Raw genomic sequence first — 19,634 nt, 5'->3', positions numbered from 1 at the left:
GGAAACGTGTATCTTCGCGAGTCCCCAGATAATGCGGTCTCCGGACAACCCCCAGGAAATGTGACAGGAGCATCGATGTCCCCCGAGCCCTTGCGATCGGCCGATCCCACCCGGCTCGGGCCGTACCGCCTCACCGCCCGGCTGGGGCGCGGCGGCATGGGAACGGTCTACCTGGGTGAGACCACGGACGCGCGCCCGGTCGCCGTCAAGGTGATCAACGCCGAGCTGGCCGACGACCCCGCGTTCCACGACAGGTTCCGGCGCGAGGTCACCGCCGCCCGGCAGGTGCGCCGCTTCTCCACGGCGGCCGTGCTGGACGCGCAGCTCGACGGCGAGCCGCTGTACGTGGTGACCGAGTACGTGGACGGGCCGTCGCTCGACCAGGCCGTCCAGGAGAACGGGCCGATGCACGGCGGCGCGCTCGAAGGCCTGGCCGTGGGCATCGCGACCGCGCTCAGCTCCATCCACGCCGCCGGGATCGTGCACCGCGACCTCAAGCCGTCCAACGTGCTGCTGTCATCGACCGGCCCGCGCGTCATCGACTTCGGCATCGCCCGCGCCCTGGACGCCGTGGACGGCCCGACGCGCACCGGCCAGTTCGTGGGCACCCCCGCGTACATCGCGCCCGAGCTCATGCGCGGCGAGGAGGTCTCCCCCGCCGCCGACGTCTTCGCCTGGGCGTGCGTGGTCGCGTACGCCGGCACGGGACGCGCGCCGTTCTCGGGCGCCACCGTTCCGGAGACCCTCTATCGCGTGGCGCACGATGCGCCGGTGCTCGACGGCCTCGACCCCGACCTGCGCGACGTGGTGTCCGCAGCGCTCGACAAGGATCCGGCGCGCCGCCCGTCCACGCAGGACGTTCTGGCGCGTCTCGTCGGCCACACCGACCCCAACCCGAGCCGGCTCGCGGACACCATCCAAGCCTCCTGGCCGCAGAACGCGCCCCAGGACGGCAGGACCCTGGCCGAGCCGCAGAGTCCGCCGCCTCCTCCCGGGCCGCCGCCCGCACCGGCCGAGCCCGTACCGACCACACGCGTGGCGCAGCACGAGATCCCGTCCACTCCGCCGCCGCCCGGTTCCCCGTCCACTCCGCCGCCCCGTTCCACTTCCACTCCGCCGCCCGGTTCCCCGTCCGCGCCCTCGTCCACTCCGCCGCCCTCGCCGCCGTCCGGTCCGCCGCTTCCGCCGCTGTCCATGCCGCCGCCGACGATGCCGCCAGGGGCTGCCCCACGCCCTGTCCGCTCCCGGAGTTCGAAGCGCAAGGCGTACCTGGCGATGGCCTGCGGCGCCCCCGCGGTCGTCGCCGCCGTGGTCCTGGCAGCGATCTTTGCGCCGGGAGACGCGTCCAAGGGTTCGTCTTCCGGCAGCGGGCGTTCCGGCTCCTCGTCGAACCCGTCACCGTCCGGCGGCGCTTCGGACGGTTCGCGGTCCGACCAGCCCAAGGACGGCGCCGAGATCGTCGCACGCCAGCGGTTCTCCGACGGTGCGGCAGGCTTCGACATGGATCCGCTCGGCTGCGGGCAGGCGGCCGACAACGCGCTGCGCATCAGCGCCGTGCTCACCGACGAGGCCAAGTACTGCACCGTTCCCGGGCAGCAGCCCAGGCCCTCCCACCGCTATCTGCACGATGTGAAGGTCAAGTTGCAGTCCGGCCCGGCGAACGGCCGATGGGAGGCGGGCCTGGTCATGGTCGGCGACGGCACCAACGGGTACGCCGTCGTGCTGGGGCCGGACGGCAAGGTGAGCATTCGCAAGCAGGTCGCGGGCAAGTCGACCGACAGCCTGCGGGTGGCCCCCGTCGAGGACTTCGAGGCCGACGACTTCAACCGCCTCCAGGTCCTGCTCGACCTCAACGGGCCGCACACCGTGATCAAGGTCTGGGCCAACGAGAAGCAGGCGTTCACCTACACCGACACCGACCGCCCGCTGAAGGTCGGCAAGAGCCACCTCATGGTGAACCGCCCCAAGATCTCCGCGCAGAACACCGACGCGGTGGCGTTCTTCGACGACTTCTCCCTCTCCGAGCCCAAGGAGTAACCCGCCGCACCAGCAGGGCACCCGGCCGGACGTGACGCGAGCTCACTTACAGTTATGGGCGGACTCGCATAACGGATGACCGACCGGAAAGTTAGGTAATGCCCGAAACACCGCCCGCCACCCGTGGTCTCCAGACCGGGCTGCGGCGCCGCCACATGACCATGCTCGCGATCGGTGGCGCGGTCGGCGCCGGTCTCTTCGTCGGCAGCGGCGCCGTCATCAGGACCGCCGGGCCCGCCGCGGTCCTGTCGTACGCCGCCGCGGGCCTCCTCGTCCTGTGCGTGCTGCGGGCGCTGGGCGAGATGGTGGTGGCGCGGCCGGTCGCGGGCTCGCTGGCCGAGTACGCGCGGATGGCGCTCGGCCCGGGCGCGGGCTTCACGATCGGCTGGCTCTACTGGTACCTGTACGTGATCCTGGTCGGCGCCGAGGCCGTGGCGGGCGCCGCGATCCTCGCCACCTGGATCGACCTGCCGCAGTGGATCCTGGCCGCGGCGCTGCTGGTCGTCATGACCGCGATCAACCTGGTGTCCGTGCGCTCGTTCGGCGAGTTCGAGTTCTGGTTCGCCTCGATCAAGGTCGCCGCGATCCTGGTGTTCCTCCTGCTCGGCGTGCTCTACGTCCTCGGCCTCTGGCCCGACTCGACCGGCGGCCTCGGCAACCTCACCGGCCACGGCGGGCTGCTGCCGAACGGCCTCACGTCGGTGTTCTCGGCGATCGTCATCGTCATGTTCGCGTTCGGCGGCACCGAGATCGTCACCATCGCGGCCGCCGAGAGCAAGGAGCCCGGCCGCGCCGTCGCCAAGGCCACCAGCAACGTCCTGTGGCGGGTCGGGCTGTTCTACGTCGGCTCCATCCTCCTCGTGGTCGCGATCCTGCCGTGGAACGACGCCAAGGTGCTGACCAGCCCATTCGTCAGCGCGCTCGACCGGATCGGGGTGCCCGCCGCCGGCACCGTCATGCAGGTGGTCATCCTCACCGCCGTGCTGTCGGTCCTCAACTCGGCGATCTACGTCTCGTCCCGGATGCTGTACGTGCTGACCCGGGACGGCGACGCACCGGCGGGCCTGGTCGCGCTGAACGGCCGCGGCGTCCCCGTGCGCGCCGTCCTGCTGGGCACCGTGGCCGCCTGGGGCGCGGTCGTGGCCTCGTACGCCTCCCCCGACGCGGTCTTCAAGTTCCTGATGAACTCCATCGGCGCCATCCTGGCGTTCGTCTACCTGGCCGTCCTGCTGTCGCAGCTCCGCCTCCGCGCCCGCCTGGAACGCGAGGACCCCGCCGCCCTGACCTACCGGATGTGGGGCTACCCGTACCTCACCCTGCTGGTCATCGCCGCCCTCCTGGCCGTCCTGGTCTCCATGGCCCTCATGGCCGACCAGCGCTCGCAGCTGGTCGCCTCCGTCGTGAGCCTGCTCGTCGTCGCCGCGATGTACCCGTTGCGCAAACGTTTCGGCAGGACGCCGCCCGTCACCGGCGGGGTGTGACCGTCACTCGCCGCCCTCCAGGTCGCCTTCGAGCTGGAGGTAGGTCTCGCGGAGGCGGTCCAGGACGTCCGGGTCGGGCTCGGCCCAGAGCTCGCGGTCGACGGCTTCGAGCAGCCGTTCGGTGATGCCGCGCAGCGCCCACGGATTGGACTGCTCCATGAACGCGCGGGTCTCCTCGTCGAACACGTACTCCTTGGCGAGCGACTCGTACATCCAGTCGTCCACGACCCCCGCGGTCGCGTCGTACCCGAACAGGTAGTCCACGGTCGCGGCCAGCTCGAACGCGCCCTTGTAGCCGTGCCGCCGCATCGCCGCGATCCAGCGCGGGTTGACCACCCGGGCGCGGAAGACCCGATGGGTCTCCTCGGCGAGAGTGCGGGTCCTGACCTGGTCGGGAAGCGCGGAGTCACCCACGTACGCCGCCGGATCACGACCCGTCAGCGAACGGACCATCGCGACCATGCCGCCGTGGTACTGGAAGTAGTCGTCGGAGTCGACGATGTCGTGCTCGCGGGTGTCCTGGTTTTTGGCGGCGACCGAGATGCGCCGGAACGAGGCCTCCATGTCCGGGCGCGCCTCACGTCCGCCGAGCCCGCGCCCGTACGCGTAGCCGCCCCACACCGCGTACACCTCGGCGAGGTCGCGGTCGTCACGCCAGTTGCGCGCGTCGATCAGCGGCAGCAGGCCCGCGCCGTACGCGCCCGGTTTGGAGCCGAAGATCCGCGTGGTGGCACGCCGCCAGTCGCCGTGCGCCGCGCGGTCCTCCAGCGCGTGCCGGCGCAGGAAGTTGAGCTCGCCCGGCTCGTCCAGCCCCGCGACCGCCTGGATCGCGTCGTCGATGAGCCCGATGACGTGAGGGAACGCGTCGCGGAAGAACCCGGAGATCCGCAGCGTCACGTCGATGCGCGGCCGCCCCAGCTCAGCGGCCGGCACGACCTCGAACCCCGTCACCCGCCGCGACGCGTCGTCCCAGGTCGGACGGCAGCCGATGAGCGCGAGGACCTCCGCGATGTCGTCGCCCTGCGTGCGCATCGCCGACGTGCCCCACACCGTCAGCCCGACGCTCGACGGGTACTCTCCCGTATCGGCCAGATGCCGCTCGATGAGCGAGTCGGCGAGCGCGACACCGACGTCCCAGGAGTTGCGCGACGGGATCGCCTTCGGGTCGACCGAGTAGAAGTTGCGGCCGGTCGGCAGCACGTTCACCAGGCCGCGCGTCGGTGAGCCCGACGGCCCGGCGGGCACGTACCCGCCGTCCAGCGCGTGCAGCACGGCCCCGATCTCGTCGTTCGTCGCGTTCAGCCGCGGCACGACCTCGGCCGCGCCGAACTCCAGCAGCCGGACGACCTCGGTCACCTCCCGGCCGAGCACCTCCGCGCTGACCACCTTGGCCTCCGCCACGCTCCAGCCGCGCTCCTCCATGCCCTCGACGAGCCGCCGGGCCACCGCCTCCAGCAGATCGATGACATCCGAGGCCGTACGAGCGGGGCCGTCGGCGAGCCGTGCCAGCCCGCCCGCCTCCGCCGCCGCTCCGGGATCGGCCAGGAGCACCTTCTCGTCCAGCCCGTACGACGCGGCGAGCGCCGCCCGCAGCCCCGGCATCGCCCCGGCCACGCCGCCCCACACCTGCGAGGCGCGCAGCACGGCCAGCACCAGGTTGACCCGCGCCTCGTCCTCCGGCGCCTGCCCCAGGATGTGGAGCCCATCACGGATCTGCACGTCCTTGATCTCGCACAGATAGCCGTCGAGGTGCAGGACGAACTCGTCGAACTCGTCCTCGCCCGGCATCTCCTCCTGATGCAGGTCATGATGCAGCTGAGCGGCCTGGATCAGCGTCCAGATCTGCGCCCGCACCGTCGGCAGCTTGGCCGGGTCGAGATCGTTCACCGTCGCGTACTCGTCGAGGAGCTGCTCCAGCTTGGCCAGGTCGCCGTAGGTGTCGGCGCGGGCCATCGGCGGCACCAGATGGTCGACGATCGTGGCGTGCCCGCGCCGCTTGGCCTGCGTTCCCTCGCCCGGGTCGTTCACGATGAACGGGTAGACCAGCGGCAGATCGCCCAGCACACCATCAGGAGCGCACTCGCTCGACAGCCCAAGCCCCTTGCCCGGCAGCCACTCCAGCGTCCCGTGCTTGCCCAGATGCACCACGGCGTCCGCGCCGAACTCCCTGTCCAGCCACCGATAAGCAGCCAGGTAGTGATGCGAGGGCGGCAGATCCGGATCGTGGTAGATCGCGATCGGATTCTCGCCGAACCCCCGCGGCGGCTGGATCATCAGCACGACGTTCCCGAACCGCAGTGAGGCGAGCACGATCTCGTCGCCGTCCACATAGAGCTCGCCCGGCGGTTCGCCCCAGTGCCGCCGGACGCCCTCCCGCAAGCCCTCCGGCAGCGCCCGGAACCACGTCTCGTACGCCGCCAGCGACACACGCGCCGGGGCCTGCCGCAACTGGTCCTCGGTGAGCCACTCGACGTCATGCCCACCCGCCGCGATCAGCGCATGGATGAGCGAATCCCCGCTGCCCGGATCTGCCCACAACGTCGCATCGCCGCCCAGGTCATACCCGGCCTCCCCCATCTGCCGCAACACCCGTACGGCCGACGTGGGCGTGTCGAGCCCGACCGCGTTGCCGACCCGCGCGTGCTTGGTCGGATACGACGACAGGACCAGCGCGACCTTCTTCTCCGCGTTCGGCACCTGCCGCAGCCGCGCGTGCCGGACCGCGATCCCCGCCACCCGCGCGGCACGTTCGGGATCCGCCACGTACACCGGGATCCCGTCGCGCCCCTCCTCCTTGAACGAGAACGGCACCGAGATGAGGCGCCCGTCGAACTCGGGGATCGCGACCTGCATGGCCGCGTCCATCGGCGACAAAGCCGCGTCCGACTCCTCCCAGACCGCCCGGGACGACGTCAGGCACAGCCCCTGGATCACCGGAACGTCCAACGTGGCCAGCGCCCCCGCGTCCCAGGAGTCGTCGTCCCCGCCCGCGCTCGCGCCGCTCGCCACCGACCCGCCCGCCGCCAGCACGGTGGCGATCAGCGCGTCCGCCCCGCCGAGCAGCTCCAGCAGCCCCTCATCGGCCCCGCGCAACGAACCGCAGAAGACCGGCAAAGCGTTAGCCCCCCGCGCCTCGATCTGCTCGCACAGAACGTCGACGAACCCGACGTTCCCCGACAGCTCATGCGCCCGGTAGAAGACAACCCCGACCGTCGGCCTACCGGGCTCAACCCGATAGTTTCCGTGCAGCCCGTACGACGGCATCGCGACCGGCGGCGCAAAGCCCTCCCCCGTCAGCAGCACCGTGTCGGACAGGAAGCGGGCCAGCTCCCGGAGGTTGGCGACTCCGCCCTCCCTCAGATAATCCAGAGCCTCCGCCGCCACCCCCGCAGGAACGGTCGACAACGCCATCAACTCAGCGTCCGGATCGCCCTCGCCACCGAGAAAAACAACAGGCAGACCGGACGAACGCAGCCGTTCCACACCCTCCGGCCAGGTCTTGCGCCCGCCCAGCAGCCGGACGACGACGACGTCGACACCCCGCAGATCGATCTCGTCGGGGCCGACCCGTACCGGATTGGCGGTCACGAACCCCGCATCGGCTCCGGCGAGAAGCTCGGTATCGGCGGTCGACAGCAGCAGGGCACGCATCGGCAGGCCTCCTCCGGGGTCCGCGCCCCGGCTAGGGAAAGAGGTACGCGCCGGCCGGGAGTACTCTGGCTTCCGGATCACCGGTCACAGTTGCGGGACAGCCCCGGAATCACACCGGGTTCCCTCCCCACCGTCGCGCGCCCAGTCTACGCAGGCACCAGTCAGGCGGACTGGCGCCAGGGATCGCCCGAGCGGTCGAGCCACTCGGGTTCTTTGGGGCGGATCTTGCGGACATTGCCGGGCGGCAGTGCCCGGTACACATATCGGCCGTCGGCCTGGCGGATCTGCATCTGATCCGGATTGGCGTGTTTCCACCGGTTGTGCCAACCACAACACAAGGTCAACTTGTCGATGTCGGTGGGGCTGTCGCCGAGCGCCCAGCCGTCCACGTGATCGACCTCGCAGAGGAAGCCGGGAACCTCACACCCCTGCACAGCACAGCTCGGGTAAAGCGTCTCCAGCACCCGGCGCTGTCCGGGGCTGGCGAACCGTACGGCGTGGCCCAGGTAGAGCGGCACGTTGCCCGCACCCAAAATGAGGGGCGACACCCCCGCCGCGAGCGCGATGCGCCGGGCCTGCGCAGCCGGAACGGCGGTACCGTCCAGCAGCCGCGCCGGAGCGTCGCCGCCCTTGAGGGTCTCCAGGTCCACGACCACGGTGACCTTTGTGGCCTTGTGTCCGCCCGCCAGCACGGCCGAGAGCGCGGCGGCGGTGCGTTCGGACAGGTCGCGCCGGTCGTCGGTGCCCGCAGGCTTGGCCAGCGGCCCCAGCGTCCCGGCCCAGATAGCGGCGTCCTCCGGGTTGAGCCAGCCCTTGACGTAGCAACCGCCGTCCAAAGACCTGCTCGCGGTAACCCAGGAACGCTCGTAGCCGCGCACCGCGCCTTCGGGACACTCCTCCGACCCGTCGCGCTCCGCGATCACATCGTGAATCTTGGCTGCCAGCCGTGCGACCTTCCCGGCCGACAGGCCGTCATCGGCCGCCCCCAGCAGGATCTCCTCGGCCACACCACAGTCAACGTCGTTGAGGCGCCCCACAGCATCGGCGATGGTGGCCGCGTAGCCAAAAGACAGCTCGCCGACCGCCATCCGCTTGCCCACCTGAGGCAGCCGGGGCAACTGCCGCGCCATGGCGATACGTTCCTTGGCCCGGCCCTCTCGCATGCCCAGGTGGCAACGGAGCCATGCCTGCGTGGAGGGCAACCCCCAGCGCTTCATCTCCCCGACCCTGTCAACAACACCGATCATCCCTGCCATGGTGAACTCGGCCTGGTCGGTCACCGTCGCCAGAGTCTCGGTGAGCTCCATGCAAACAGCCGCCGATTCCGGTGCGGCCCGTTGCGTAAGTTCACCGGCGATCGCGGCCATCGCTTCCACCAACTCCGCAGTGGAAGCGGAATTAAGATCCGCCACGATCGAACGCATACCGTTATTATATCGCCACCCTCCGACATCTCGCAGACAAATGCGCCACACAACTGACCCCATGTGGCCATAATCATCAACGCCCACAACTCCGCCGCCTGAGCGATATCGCCATCCAACGCACGCCGCCAGCTGAGGACGGGCGAATCAGGAGCCAAGGCGGCTGATCACAGTGGACAGCTGAGCGGAGCCGAAATGACCCAATGCGCGCACACTCAGCCTCCTGAGCGTTACTGTCACGTTGGCTGAGGCCACAGCTTCCAGGTCAGTGATCAGGTTGAGGTAGAGCCACCCATCCCATCGCCACCTGAGCGATATCGCCATCCAACGCACGCTGCCAGTTGAGGACGGGTGAGTCAGAAGCCAAGGCGGCTGATCACAGTGGACAGCTGAGCGGAGCCGAAATGACCCAATGCGCACACGCCCAGCCACCTGAGCGTTACTGTCACGTTGGCTGAGGCCACAGCTTCCAGGTCAGTGATCAGGTTGAGGTAGAGCCACCCATCCCATCGCCACCTGAGCGATATCGCCATCCAACACACGCCGCCAGCTGAGCACGGGTGAATCAGGAGCCAAGGCGGCTGATCACAGTGGACAGCTGAGCGGAGCCGAAATGACCCAATGCGCGCACACTCAGCTCCCTGAGCGTTACTGTCACGTTGGCTGAGGCCACAGCTTCAGGTCAGTGATCAGGTTGAGGTAGTGCCACGCGAAAAGCTCAGCTATCGAACGAAGCCCCACCCACTCCCTCGTCGCCGCCAAGCCCTAAGCCAAAGGGCGAACTGCCCGCAGCCGGACATCAACCTCAAATCGAACCTCACCTAACCCGCCACCTTTACCAAAGTGACCCAGCCACGCGCCCACATCGGCCTTCATAACGTTCAGCACCCAAAGCCGATCGCAAGCGCCTATCCCAGCCGACCACCACCCGAGCCGCGGTGACCCGGCGCGCAGCGAGCGCCAGCGAGTGAGCACCGGAAGCGCCGCGGTCCGATCGCCCCCAGCCCCGCGCCGACCCAGGCCACCCTGGGCGATCGTAGGCAGACGCGGCGACAACTGGCGGCAGCAACCACCCGCACCCCCATCCCCCCGCAGCCCATCAACTACCAACGCGGCCAGCCCGGAGGAACCGTCAGGCGCCAGACAACCCGAACCGTCGGGGCGGCAGGCAACCCCAACCATCAGGTGACAGGCGACCAGAGCCGCCGGTATGGCCGGCAACCCGAGCGGTCGGACGGCAGGCAACCCGAACCGTCGGGCGGTAGGCGGCCCCAATCATCAGATGACAGGCAGCCCGAACCGTCAGGTGGCAGGCAGCCCGGACCGTCAGGTGGCGGGCACCCGGTGGCTCATCTCGCGGCGGCGGTGGTGGTAGGCGATGGTTACGGCGGCCAGCAGAGGGCCCCAAAGGAGTAGCGGCGCGTAGGCGATGGCGGCGATGACGCCTTCGGTCTTGTCCAGGCTGAGGGGGTTGTCGCCCTTGGTGGGCTCGCCGCGGACGTTGATGCCCAAGGGCACGGTGATCGCGGTCCATGTCCACATGAGGGTGAGGACGAGGGCACCGAGGGCGGCGGGGATCACGGCGGCGAGGGGCGGTACGCGCCGGCCGCGCAGGCCCGGGATCCAGCGGGGAAACACCTCGCCCCACGTGGCGACCAGGCCGACCGCGGTGAACGCCACGAGCTCGGAGAAGAGCGAGAGCAACACCGCGTACACCTCGTCGGGCAGCCAGGACGGGAGGCCGTCGTCACCCTCGGCGCCCTCGCCGATCGGCAGATGGAAGGTGACGATCGCGATCCGCCAGATGCTGGAGGGAAGGACGGTGAGCGGAACGGCCAGCGCGGCGATCCAGGCCCAGTCCGGTACGCCCTCGGCGCGGGCGTGCGCGGTGGCCCATGCGGAACGGAGCCGGGGAAATCTTGTCATGACGACCAGGGTCGTCAGCCTGAGCGGCAAAATGATCACCCGTATGGGGTAGTTCGTTCCCCCGTACGGGTGGATCCGCGGACGAGCCGGATGGATACGGCGGCGCGCCGACGGTCGTACGGCCATACTCGTCACCGCCGGTCGCGTTTTCGAGGAGTCCGCTTACCGTCAGGAGGCGATGTGAGCATGTCCGCGGCGGCCTACCCCGCGCTGATCGGTGTACTTGTGGTCGCTGTGGTCGGCAAGGTCCGCGACGTACGGCGGTTCGCGGCAAGCATCGGCGGTTACCGCGTTCTGCCCGGCCGTCTTACCGGGCCCGCCGCGGTCGCGGCGATCGCCGCCGAGCTGGCCGCCGTCGTTCTGCTCGTTCCGCCTGACACCCGGCGGTGGGGAGGGCTTGTCGCGGCTGTGGTCTTCGCTGTGTTTTTGGTCGCGATGGTCTCGGTGCTGCGGCGCGGCCTTCGGGTCGACTGCGGTTGCTTCGGCTCGGCCAAGCGGACGAACCTGGTGAGCCGCCGCACCGTGGCCCGGACGAGCGTGCTCCTGCTTCTCGCTGTGATGACCGTGGTTTCCGCGCCCGCCGCGTTCTCGGTCGCTCAGCTCGGCCTGTCGGCGTTCTATCTTTGTCTGCTCGCGGCGATCTCCCGGCGCCGCCGTCCCGTTCCGCCGGAGTCCCCGCCGCCCGCCGGGCTGAGGCCCGGCGCGCGCTTCAGGGTCGCGGCGGCTCCCGTGCCCCGCGCGGGTGACACCAGGCCCACGTTGTACGCGCTGATCTCGCCGAGCTGCGGCACCTGCACGGCCATGCTGCGCGCGTTCGCGGCGGCGGCCGCGAACGCGCGCGTCGTCATGGTGAGCGCCGCCGAGGAACGGCCGGTGCGCGAGCACCTGGCCGCCCACGGCGTCGCGGACCTTCCCCTGGTGATCGACCCGGACGTCTACGAGGTCAACGACATCGCGTGGCCGCCGTTCGCCGTCATCACCGACGCGCAGGGCACGGTCCTGGCGGCGGGAGGCGCCGACACCCCGCAGCGCCTCAACACGTTGCTGCGCGTCACTTCTTATAGGGGACGAGTTTCTCCCGCAGCTCCCGCATAGTCCCGACCAGGAGCTGCTTGAGGAGCTCGCGGCTCTCGCCGTTGGCGCCCGTGTACTTGTCGATGTCGATGATCTGCTTCTTCGTGGCGGTCACCGAGTTGAGCTGGTGGTCGAGCTTGATGTCGCCCATCCACGGGCTGCGGAAGAGGTTGGCCATGTCCGTTTTGAACATGTGCACCAGGTCGTCGGGGTCGGCGATGTAGTTCTTGACCTCCGCGACGAACGTGAGGGTCGCCTTGCTGCCGATCACGGCCTGCTGGAGGGCGCTGTCACCGGTCTTGCGGTCGAGGACGATCGTCAGGCTGTGCAGGACCTGGTCCTGGACGGGCTTGAACTTCACGTACTGCAGGTCGGTGCCGGCCTGGAACCCGATGGTGGGGCACCCCTGGTAGGCCATGGTGAACACCATCTCGCCGATGAGGACCTCGTCCTTGCTCTCCCGGGCTTCGGCGTTGTTCTTGAACTTCGAGATGAGCTGCAACATCGATGGGCTCCAGGGTTCAGGCGGAGACGGAGGAGGAGATGCGGCCGCGGAGGTACTTGGCCAGCGCCTGCCGGACGGCCGCCAGATGTTGCTGGAGCACCGGGTACTTGATCGTGTACTGGTCCGCGAAGTAGGGCGCGAGGTCCAGCAGCAGTTCCACCTGCACGTAGACGTAGCTCGTGGTCAGGTCGGCGTCCACCGTCATCACGCCGGGCTCGCCGACGTCCAGGAAACCGCTCTTGATCTCCGACTTCAGCGCCTGCCAGACCGTGCGCGCGTCCTGGACCTGCTCGCCGTAGCCCATCTGCACCGAGGCGAAATGGCCGAGCGTCTTGGCCGCCATCACCTCGCCGGTGAGGTGGGTCAGCCGGAAGAGCACGCGCTGCTTGGTCGGCGGGTGCTCGAAACGCAGATGGTGGTGGTTGCCGTCGGAGCCCAGGTCGATGAGCACGTTGCCCTCGGCCACCATCGCGGTCACCACGGCGCCGACGAGGAGATCGTCCACCTCCCGCGCGAACCGCTGCTCGTCGAACCGCTGCCAGCTTCGTTTCACCAGCTGCCCGTAGACCTGGTCGAGCTCTTCGCTCACGTACGCCCCCTTTGGTTGCGGTCTGTCCGACCACGCACCCTATCGAGGCGTGATCGGGAACACTTCGGGATTCCGGGGACTCGATCGCCTTGCGCCGGTTCGAGCCTGGACGGCAGCGCTAGCTCATGACGGTCGTCGTGCTGGTCGGGGCGGTCGCCTGCGCGGGACGCGACGTCCGGTCGGCGGCACCGGAGATCACGGCGACGCCGAGACCCGCCGCGCCGATCAGTGCCCCCACCCAGAGCGGGGAGGTGAATCCGAGCCCGGCGTCGATGGCGAGCCCGGCGAAGAGCGGGCCGAGGGCGTTCCCGAGGTTGAACGCCGCGACGTTGGCCGCCGAGCCCATCGCCTCCGCGCCGACCGCCTTGTCCAGTACCCGCGTCTGCAGCGGCGGGATCAGGGCTGAGCCGACGACGCCGAAGAGAGTGAGCGTGACGGCCGCGGTGACCTTGTTGTGCGCGGTGAGCATCAGCACAGCGGACAGCCCGATCAACGTGCTGAGCAGGACGTAGACGCTCGGCATCAGGGAGCGGTCGGCGAACCGGCCGCCGATCGGGCCGCCGACGAGCATGCCCAGTCCTAGCAGCGTGATGACGATGGGCACCGCGCCCCTGGAGTAGCCGGTGACGTCGGTCAGCAGCGGCGCGACGTACGTGACGACGGCGAGGAACGGCGCCCAGCCGAGCGCGGTCATCGCCAGCACGAGCCACAGCTGCCCGCTGCGGAAGGTCTTCAGCTCACGGCGCACCCCGGTCGCCGGACGCGGGCCGCGCGGCACCAGCAGCGCGATTCCGGCCAAGGCGACCACGCCGATCCCGGCGACGGCCCAGAAGGTGGACCGCCAGCCGAGGTTCTGGCCGAGGAACGTGCCGAACGGCACGCCCACCACGTTGGCGAGGCTGAGCCCGGTGAACATCAGCGCGATGGCGCTGGCGCGCTTCTCGGGGCGCACCAGTTCGGCGGCCACGACCGCACCGATGCCGATGTACGCGCCGTGAGCGAACGAGGCCACGATGCGGCCCAGCATGAGCGCGCCGTACGAAGGCGCCAGGGCGGACAGCAGGTGTGCCGCGACGAAGAGGCCCATCAGCCCCAGCAACATCGTCTTGCGCGGCGACCGGGCGCCGAGCGCCGTCATCACCGGCGCCCCCACGACCACGCCGAAGGCGTAGCCGGAGACGAGCAGGCCGGCGGCCGGGATCGAGGTGCCGAAGTCGGCCGCGAGCTCGGGCAGCAGTCCCGCGATGATGAACTCGGTCGTACCGATGCCGAAGGCGCCGAGCGCCAACGCCAGCAGGGCGAGGGGCATGGGGAACTCCTGGAGGTGGCCGGGCTGGGAGGCTGGGTTAAAATAATCAGCGCGTGAGCCATGTCACCGTCCGGCACACCACCGACGGACACGGCGCCTTCCGACGCCGTGGAGGCTCGGGCCCAGGGCTGGCGCACGCTCGCCGCCCTCCAGAACCGCATCGAGACCCAGATCGAGAAGGCGCTCCAGGCCGAGCACGGCCTGAGCGTCAACGAGTTCTGCGCCCTCCACCACCTGACCGGCCCGGACGGACCGCACACGCGCATGCAGCAGCTCGCCGGCATGCTCGTGCCCAGTCAGAGTGCGACGACCCGGCTGGTGACCCGTTTGGAGGAACGCGGCCTCATCACGCGCGTCCTGTCCGCGGAGGACCGGCGCGGCATCTACGCCCAGGCCACCGAGCTCGGCCGGAAGCTGCACGACGAGGCGGCGCCCACGCACAACGCGGCGCTGGACGCCGCCCTCAGCGAGGCCGCCGACCTGCCGGAGCTGACTCCGCTGGTGCACGCCCTGGAGTCCCTGAGCATCAAGGTCTGAACGTCACGGTCTGAGCATCGTGGCTGAGCATTGCGGCTGAGGGGCGTGGCTGAGCATCGCGGCTGGGCATCGCGGCTGAGGGTCGCGGCTGAGCGCGGCGGCGCCATCGACGGCCCGAGGTCCCGCCTCAGTGACGGTGGCGAGGGGCGTCCGCCGTCGCCACACGTACATGCCGGGCGTGACGGCGGTCCGGCCGTTCCGGAAAGGCCGCCGGTGAGATGCCCCAGCCGTTCGGCGGCGCCTCGCCGACGCCCAGCTTCCTGAGCGCGCTGAGCACCCGCGGGTCCTGCGCGTCCAGCCAGTCGACGAGCTGCCGGAACGAGACGCACCGCACCTCCTGCTTCCGGCAGACCTCGCGCATCACGTCCTCGACGACGTCCATGTAGATGCCGCCGTTCCAGTGCTCGAAATGGTTTCCGATGACCATCGGGGCCCGGTTGCCGGTGTAGGCGCGTTCGAAGCCGCGCAACAGCCCGGCGCGCATCTGGTGCTTCCAGAGCGGACGGCGCGACGGCGGGCCGTTGTAGCCCTTCGACTGGTTGGCCAGGAAGTTGTAGTCCATCGACAGGACCTCGAAGTTCCTTCCCGGCATGGGGACCCGCTGGAGAGGAATGTCCCAGAGCCCGTACCTCTGGCGCGGCCACACCTGATCGCCGCTGCCGCTGGAGTCGTACCGGAAGCCCATCGACCGGCCCGCCTTGAGGAGGTTGAGCCGTCCCTCCAGGCACGGCGCGCGGCCGCCGATCAGTTCCTTGTCGTAGTCGAACGGCAGCGGCTCGGCCGTCGTCCAGCCGGTGGTGGTCCGCCAGTGCTTCACGAACCACCGGGCCTGCGCGGTCTCCGACCGCCACTGCGCCGGCGACCACGAGGCGACGCCCTTGGGACCGCAGAAGTGCCCGTTGAAATGCGTGGCGATCTCGTTGCCCTCGATCCACGCCTGCCGCACCTCGGTGAGCGTCCGCCTGATGCTCTCGTCGCCGAGGTAGCCGATGTCCGACGCGCCTCGGGGCTTGCCGGGCGGCGCGTAACGCATCCGCTCCGCCTCCGGCAGCAGGTAGATGCCGCTGAGGAAGAACGTCTGGGTGGCCCCGAGCTCACGCCCGAGCCGCCGGAAACGCGAGAACAGCCGGTTGTCGTCCTCGCCCGCACCGTCCCAAGAGAAGACGACGAACTGCGGCGGGCGTTCACCTGGCGCGAGCCGCCGCGGCGGTGTGAGTCCCGGCTGCGGACCGGTGTACGAGGTGGAGCCGTCGCCGATGAGCCTTCCCTTCCGCAGCGCGTTCGATCCGGGCCGCTCTGCCCGACCTCCCCCGGCCCCGGCCCGCTCCGCCCCGGCGCGTGCGCCTCCGGCCGCCTCCGCTCTGGCGTCAGGAGCGCGTGCCGGAGCGGCTCCACGTTCGATGCCGCCGGGCATGAGCTTGCCGTCCTCGTAGACCCACGCGACCGCCCAAGCCAGGACCGCTGCCCCCGCCGCCAAGCCGATCGTGGTCCGCACCGTTCCCGCCACCCGCACAACATCGCGTGTCCGCACAGGCGGGCAGGCGAAACCTGCGGGCGGAATCACGAACCATGAGGCACCCGTTGCCCGGCGTTTGCCACGGGGATCTCGTTCGCCGGATCGAGCACGGGCGTCGCGCCGAGCAACGCCCGGGTCTCCGGATGGACCGCGAAGTCGAGCGTCGTGCTGGGCACGTCCTCGACGACGGCGCCCTCGGCCAGCACGACGACGCGGTCGGCGACACGGCGGGCCACCCGCAGGTCGTGGGTCACGAAGACGATCGCGAGGCCCTCGTCGCGGCGGAGGTCGTCGAGCAGGGCCAGGACACGTTCCTGGGCGAGCACGTCGAGGCCGGTCGTGGGTTCGTCGGCGAGCAGGACGCGCGGCCCGGCGGCGAGGGCCCGGGCGATCGCCACCCGCTGCCGTTCGCCTCCGGAGAGGGTGGCCGGGCGCCGCTCCGCCATCGCGGCGTCCAGCCCGACGCGTTCCAGCAGCGCGCCGACGCCTTCGCGGGACCCGAGGGCCTCGGCGACGACCCGTTCCACCGTGTAGCGGGGGTCGAACGAGGCGAGCGCGTCCTGGAAGACGAGCCCGGCGCGGCGCCGCAGTGCCCGGCGTTCACGGTCCCGGAGAGCCCAGACGTCGCGGCCGTCGGCGAGCACCTGCCCGGCGGCCGGCCTGTCCAGCGCCGCGAGCACGCCCACGAGAGTGGACTTGCCCGATCCGCTGCGGCCCACGACGGCGATCGACTCGCCGGGCCGCAGGTCCAGGTCCACGCCGTTCAGCGCGACGCTCGTCCGGCCGCGGCCTTTCAGCACCCGCCGCGTGCCTCTGACGGACAGCAGCGGATCGCCCTGTGCGGACGGCACGTCGCCGTCCCGGCGGGCGGCCTTCCGGCCGACGCTGTCCTGACGGGGGTTCTTTCGGCCGGTTAGGCGTGCCGCGGCGACGAGCTCGCGCGTGAACGCGGCACGGGGATGGCCGAGCACCTCGGCCGCCGCTCCGTGCTCGACGACGCGCCCGCCGGACAGCACGGCGATCTCGTCGGCCCAGCGGCCCGCCACGGCGAGGTCGTGCGTGATCAGCAGCACGGCGCGACCCTGCTCGGCGGCCTGCGCCCGGATCGCGTCGAGCACCTCCGCCTGCGTGACGGGGTCGAGCGCGGTGGTCACCTCGTCGGCGATGAGCAGGTCCGGTTCCAGCACGGTCGCGACGGCGAGCGCGGCCCGCTGGGCCTGGCCGCCCGACAGCTCGTACGGGCGGGCGTCCCACACGTCCCCGGCCGCCAGCCCGCAGCGCTTGAGCGCCGCGGCGCCGAGCGCCCGGGGGTCGCCCGCGTCGTGCGCGGCGACGGTCTCGGCGAGGTGGCGGCCGATCGAGATGGTCGGGTTGAGGCTCGCGACGGCGTCCTGGAAGGCGTAACCGACCCGGCGGCCCCGGACGCCGCGCAGCTCACGGCGCCCCAGCGCGAGCACGTCCGTCCCGTTCAGGAGGATGGAGCCGCCGAGACTCACCCCGGCGTCCGGGTCGTGCAGGCGAACGACCGACCGGGCGGTGAGGCTCTTGCCGCAGCCGCTCGGCCCCACCAGCGCCACCACCCGGCTCGCCGGGACCGCCAGCGAGAGCCCGTCCACGACCCGGCGGCCCGGCACGTCGACGGTCAGCTCGGAGATCTCCAGCACGTTCACCATGCGCGGCCCTCCCGGCGGTCCAGGGCGGAGGCGAGAACGTTCACGGCGAGGATCGTCACCACGACGCAGGCGGCGGGGAAGGCGACGGTGTACCACTCGCCGGTCAGCAGGTGCGCCTGCGCCTCGGTGAGCAGGTTGCCCCAGCTCGGGCGGTTGGGCGGGACGCCGAGGCCGAGGAAGCTGAGCGTCGACTCGGTCAGGATCGCGTGGGCGACCTCGAACGCGGCGATGGAGGCGATCGGCGGCACCGCGCCCGGCAGCAGATGGCGCCGCAGCACCTCGCCGCGCGACAGCCCGAGCGCGTAGGCGGCCCGCACGTACAGCCGTTCCCGCTGGCTGATCAGCTCGGCGCGGGCGACCAGCGCGACCGGCATCCAGCTGGTCGCGGCCACGGCCAGGATGACGGTGGTCAGCGACGGGCCGATCACGGCGGCCAGCGCCAGCACCACGATCAGCATCGGCAACGACAGCAGCACGTCGGCGACGCGTGAGATCAACTCGTCCAGCCACCGCGGTCCGACGGCCGCCAGACCGCCGAGCAGCAGCCCGCCGACCACCGTGATCGCCGCCGCGGCCAGCCCGACGAGGAGCGACGTCCGCGCCCCGTACAGCAGCCGGGACAGCAAGTCGCGGCCCAGCAGGTCCGTGCCGAGCGAGTGCCCCGGCGAGCCCGGCGCCAGCCCGGTGGCCGTGGTGTCGGTCGCGATCGGGTCGTACGAGGTGAGCAGCGGCGCACAGACCGCGGCCAGCCCGAGGACGGCGAGCACCACGCCGGCGGCCCAGACGCCGGGCCGCCGCACCGGCAGCCGAGCGGCCATGAACCCGGGCCGGGCGGAACGCCGGACCGGAGGCCGGGCCGGACGCTTGACCGGAGGCCGGGCCACCGGGGGACTAGTCGCCGGCATCGTGCGTGCTCCCTCCCGACAGCCGCACGCGCGGGTCGAGCCACGCGACGGCCAGATCTCCGAGCAGATTCGCCACGATCACGATCACGCCGGTGACCAGGACGACCGCGGTCAGCACGGCGTAGTCCTGCTCGCGGGCCGCGTAGACGGCCTGCCGCCCGACACCCGGCCAGGAGAAGATCATCTCGGTGGCGTAGGCGCCCGCGATCAGGCCGCCGACGCCCACGCCCAGCCGCGCGGTGAACGGGACCATGCCGGGCCGGAGCAGGTGGCGGACGGTGACGGTCCAGCGGGACAGGCCGCGCGCGCGGGCGTTCTCCACGTGCGGGGCGGACCGCAGCCGTCCCACCCCGGTCTCCACCAGCCGGACGTACGTGCCGAAGTGGTGCCCGAACGCCAGCGCCAGCGCGGGCAGCACGAGATGCGGGATCAGGACCGGAAGCGTCACCGGCTCCCCGGGCCGGGCCAGCCCGCCGGACGGCAGCACCCGCAGCCCCGCCGCGAACACGTACAGCAGGAGCAGCGAGGTCACGAAGCCCGGCATGCCGCCGAGCGCGAACATCACGGTCTCGATCGTCCTGCGCAGCCAGGCCCGCCGGGTGAGCGCGGCGGCCAGCCCGATCGTCACCGCCCCCGCCACGCTGAACACGATCGCCACCAGCGTCAGCAGAACGGTCCAGGGAACGGTGTCACCGAGGACCTCGCTCACCGGGCGGCCACTGCCGTACGAGACGCCGAAGTCGCCGCGCACGGCCCCCGCCGCCCAGCGCCCGTACCGCACCGGCAGCGGGTCGTCCATGCCCATCTCGTGTTCGAGCCGTGCCACCGCCGCCGCGCTGGGCGGGCGTCCGCCCGACCGCGCCTCCAGGATGTCGGCGGCCGGGCTGCCCGGCGCCAGGTCCAGCAGCGCGAAGCACAACGCCGACAGGGCGACGACGACCGCCATGGCCGTCGCCGCCCGCCGGATCAGGAAGCGCCCCATGTCCTCACGACCATGACCACTGTCC

General features: G+C 70.9%; 14 protein-coding genes and 1 riboswitch. Of the genes, 4 read left to right on the top strand and 10 right to left on the bottom strand.

The window, feature by feature from the left end; all coding sequences use genetic code 11:
* Positions 1–75: 75 nt before the first annotated feature.
* Together ABD333_RS17915 and ABD333_RS17910 are read left to right on the top strand one after the other, a co-directional pair.
* Positions 76–2,037, top strand: coding sequence for a serine/threonine-protein kinase (locus tag ABD333_RS17915; protein ID WP_344542257.1), 1,962 nt, complete (start codon positions 76–78; stop codon positions 2,035–2,037).
* A gap of 98 nt (positions 2,038–2,135) precedes the next feature.
* Positions 2,136–3,518 (top strand): amino acid permease, encoded by a 1,383-nt coding sequence (locus ABD333_RS17910; RefSeq protein WP_344542256.1) that lies wholly within the window; start codon positions 2,136–2,138, stop codon positions 3,516–3,518.
* 3 nt (positions 3,519–3,521) lie between these two features.
* On the opposite strand, the gene cobN is transcribed toward ABD333_RS17910, so the two are convergent.
* The 3 genes from cobN to ABD333_RS17895 form a co-directional block, all read right to left on the bottom strand.
* Complete coding sequence (cobN, locus tag ABD333_RS17905; protein WP_344542255.1) at positions 3,522–7,169, bottom strand: cobaltochelatase subunit CobN; 3,648 nt, start codon at positions 7,167–7,169, stop codon at positions 3,522–3,524.
* A 39-nt stretch (positions 7,170–7,208) separates the two neighbouring features.
* A riboswitch (cobalamin riboswitch) is annotated at positions 7,209–7,330 on the bottom strand.
* Entirely contained in the window at positions 7,331–8,593 is a 1,263-nt protein-coding gene (locus ABD333_RS17900; protein WP_344542254.1) for an HNH endonuclease signature motif containing protein, read from the bottom strand.
* A 1,326-nt stretch (positions 8,594–9,919) separates the two neighbouring features.
* Entirely contained in the window at positions 9,920–10,519 is a 600-nt protein-coding gene (locus tag ABD333_RS17895) for a hypothetical protein (RefSeq protein ID WP_344542253.1), read from the bottom strand.
* 186 nt (positions 10,520–10,705) lie between these two features.
* Between ABD333_RS17895 and ABD333_RS17890 the strand changes: the two genes are divergently transcribed.
* Positions 10,706–11,614 (top strand): MauE/DoxX family redox-associated membrane protein, encoded by a 909-nt coding sequence (locus ABD333_RS17890; protein WP_344542654.1) that lies wholly within the window; start codon positions 10,706–10,708, stop codon positions 11,612–11,614.
* Here the strand turns inward: ABD333_RS17890 and ABD333_RS17885 are convergent.
* The 3 genes from ABD333_RS17885 to ABD333_RS17875 form a co-directional block, all read right to left on the bottom strand.
* Positions 11,571–12,098, bottom strand: a complete 528-nt coding sequence (locus ABD333_RS17885) for a hypothetical protein (RefSeq protein WP_344542251.1) — start codon at positions 12,096–12,098, stop codon at positions 11,571–11,573. The genes ABD333_RS17890 and ABD333_RS17885 overlap by 44 nt on opposite strands.
* Positions 12,099–12,114: 16 nt before the next feature.
* Positions 12,115–12,687 (bottom strand): hypothetical protein, encoded by a 573-nt coding sequence (locus ABD333_RS17880; protein WP_344542250.1) that lies wholly within the window; start codon positions 12,685–12,687, stop codon positions 12,115–12,117.
* Positions 12,688–12,805: 118 nt separating this feature from the next.
* The gene (locus tag ABD333_RS17875; RefSeq protein ID WP_344542248.1) at positions 12,806–13,996 is read right to left on the bottom strand and encodes an MFS transporter; all 1,191 of its coding nucleotides are present in this window, start codon (positions 13,994–13,996) and stop codon (positions 12,806–12,808) included.
* 108 nt (positions 13,997–14,104) lie between these two features.
* Between ABD333_RS17875 and ABD333_RS17870 the strand changes: the two genes are divergently transcribed.
* Positions 14,105–14,533, top strand: a complete 429-nt coding sequence (locus ABD333_RS17870) for a MarR family winged helix-turn-helix transcriptional regulator (RefSeq protein WP_344542247.1) — start codon at positions 14,105–14,107, stop codon at positions 14,531–14,533.
* A 127-nt stretch (positions 14,534–14,660) separates the two neighbouring features.
* On the opposite strand, the gene ABD333_RS17865 is transcribed toward ABD333_RS17870, so the two are convergent.
* The 4 genes from ABD333_RS17865 to ABD333_RS17850 form a co-directional block, all read right to left on the bottom strand.
* The gene (locus tag ABD333_RS17865) at positions 14,661–16,028 is read right to left on the bottom strand and encodes a polysaccharide deacetylase family protein (protein ID WP_344542246.1); all 1,368 of its coding nucleotides are present in this window, start codon (positions 16,026–16,028) and stop codon (positions 14,661–14,663) included.
* A 65-nt stretch (positions 16,029–16,093) separates the two neighbouring features.
* Entirely contained in the window at positions 16,094–17,722 is a 1,629-nt protein-coding gene (locus ABD333_RS17860; RefSeq protein WP_344542244.1) for an ABC transporter ATP-binding protein, read from the bottom strand.
* On the bottom strand, positions 17,716–18,627 hold the full coding sequence (locus ABD333_RS17855) for an ABC transporter permease (RefSeq protein WP_344542242.1): 912 nt from the start codon (positions 18,625–18,627) through the stop codon (positions 17,716–17,718). Before ABD333_RS17855 ends, ABD333_RS17860 begins: the two co-directional genes overlap by 7 nt.
* Positions 18,614–19,609, bottom strand: coding sequence for an ABC transporter permease (locus ABD333_RS17850; protein ID WP_344542240.1), 996 nt, complete (start codon positions 19,607–19,609; stop codon positions 18,614–18,616). The genes ABD333_RS17855 and ABD333_RS17850 overlap by 14 nt, the downstream gene beginning before the upstream one ends.
* Between the last annotated feature and the right edge of the window lie 25 nt (positions 19,610–19,634).

This window comes from Actinomadura fulvescens (genome assembly GCF_039533225.1).
Taxonomy (GTDB): domain Bacteria; phylum Actinomycetota; class Actinomycetes; order Streptosporangiales; family Streptosporangiaceae; genus Spirillospora; species Spirillospora fulvescens.
Note: the sequence above shows the minus strand (reverse complement) of the source record. Positions and strands in the feature narration are given on the sequence as shown.

Bases quoted from the DNA above. Each gene is read 5' to 3' on its own strand.
- ABD333_RS17895 (WP_344542253.1), bottom strand. From the start codon at position 10,519: ATGACAAGATTTCCCCGGCTCCGTTCCGCATGGGCCACCGCGCACGCC.
- ABD333_RS17890 (WP_344542654.1), top strand. From the start codon at position 10,706: ATGTCCGCGGCGGCCTACCCCGCGCTGATCGGTGTACTTGTGGTCGCT.
- ABD333_RS17860 (WP_344542244.1), bottom strand. From the start codon at position 17,722: ATGGTGAACGTGCTGGAGATCTCCGAGCTGACCGTCGACGTGCCGGGC.
- ABD333_RS17910 (WP_344542256.1), top strand. From the start codon at position 2,136: ATGCCCGAAACACCGCCCGCCACCCGTGGTCTCCAGACCGGGCTGCGG.
- ABD333_RS17875 (WP_344542248.1), bottom strand. From the start codon at position 13,996: ATGCCCCTCGCCCTGCTGGCGTTGGCGCTCGGCGCCTTCGGCATCGGT.
- cobN (WP_344542255.1), bottom strand. From the start codon at position 7,169: ATGCGTGCCCTGCTGCTGTCGACCGCCGATACCGAGCTTCTCGCCGGA.
- ABD333_RS17915 (WP_344542257.1), top strand. From the start codon at position 76: ATGTCCCCCGAGCCCTTGCGATCGGCCGATCCCACCCGGCTCGGGCCG.
- ABD333_RS17855 (WP_344542242.1), bottom strand. From the start codon at position 18,627: ATGCCGGCGACTAGTCCCCCGGTGGCCCGGCCTCCGGTCAAGCGTCCG.
- ABD333_RS17850 (WP_344542240.1), bottom strand. From the start codon at position 19,609: ATGGGGCGCTTCCTGATCCGGCGGGCGGCGACGGCCATGGCGGTCGTC.
- ABD333_RS17900 (WP_344542254.1), bottom strand. From the start codon at position 8,593: ATGCGTTCGATCGTGGCGGATCTTAATTCCGCTTCCACTGCGGAGTTG.
- ABD333_RS17885 (WP_344542251.1), bottom strand. From the start codon at position 12,098: ATGTTGCAGCTCATCTCGAAGTTCAAGAACAACGCCGAAGCCCGGGAG.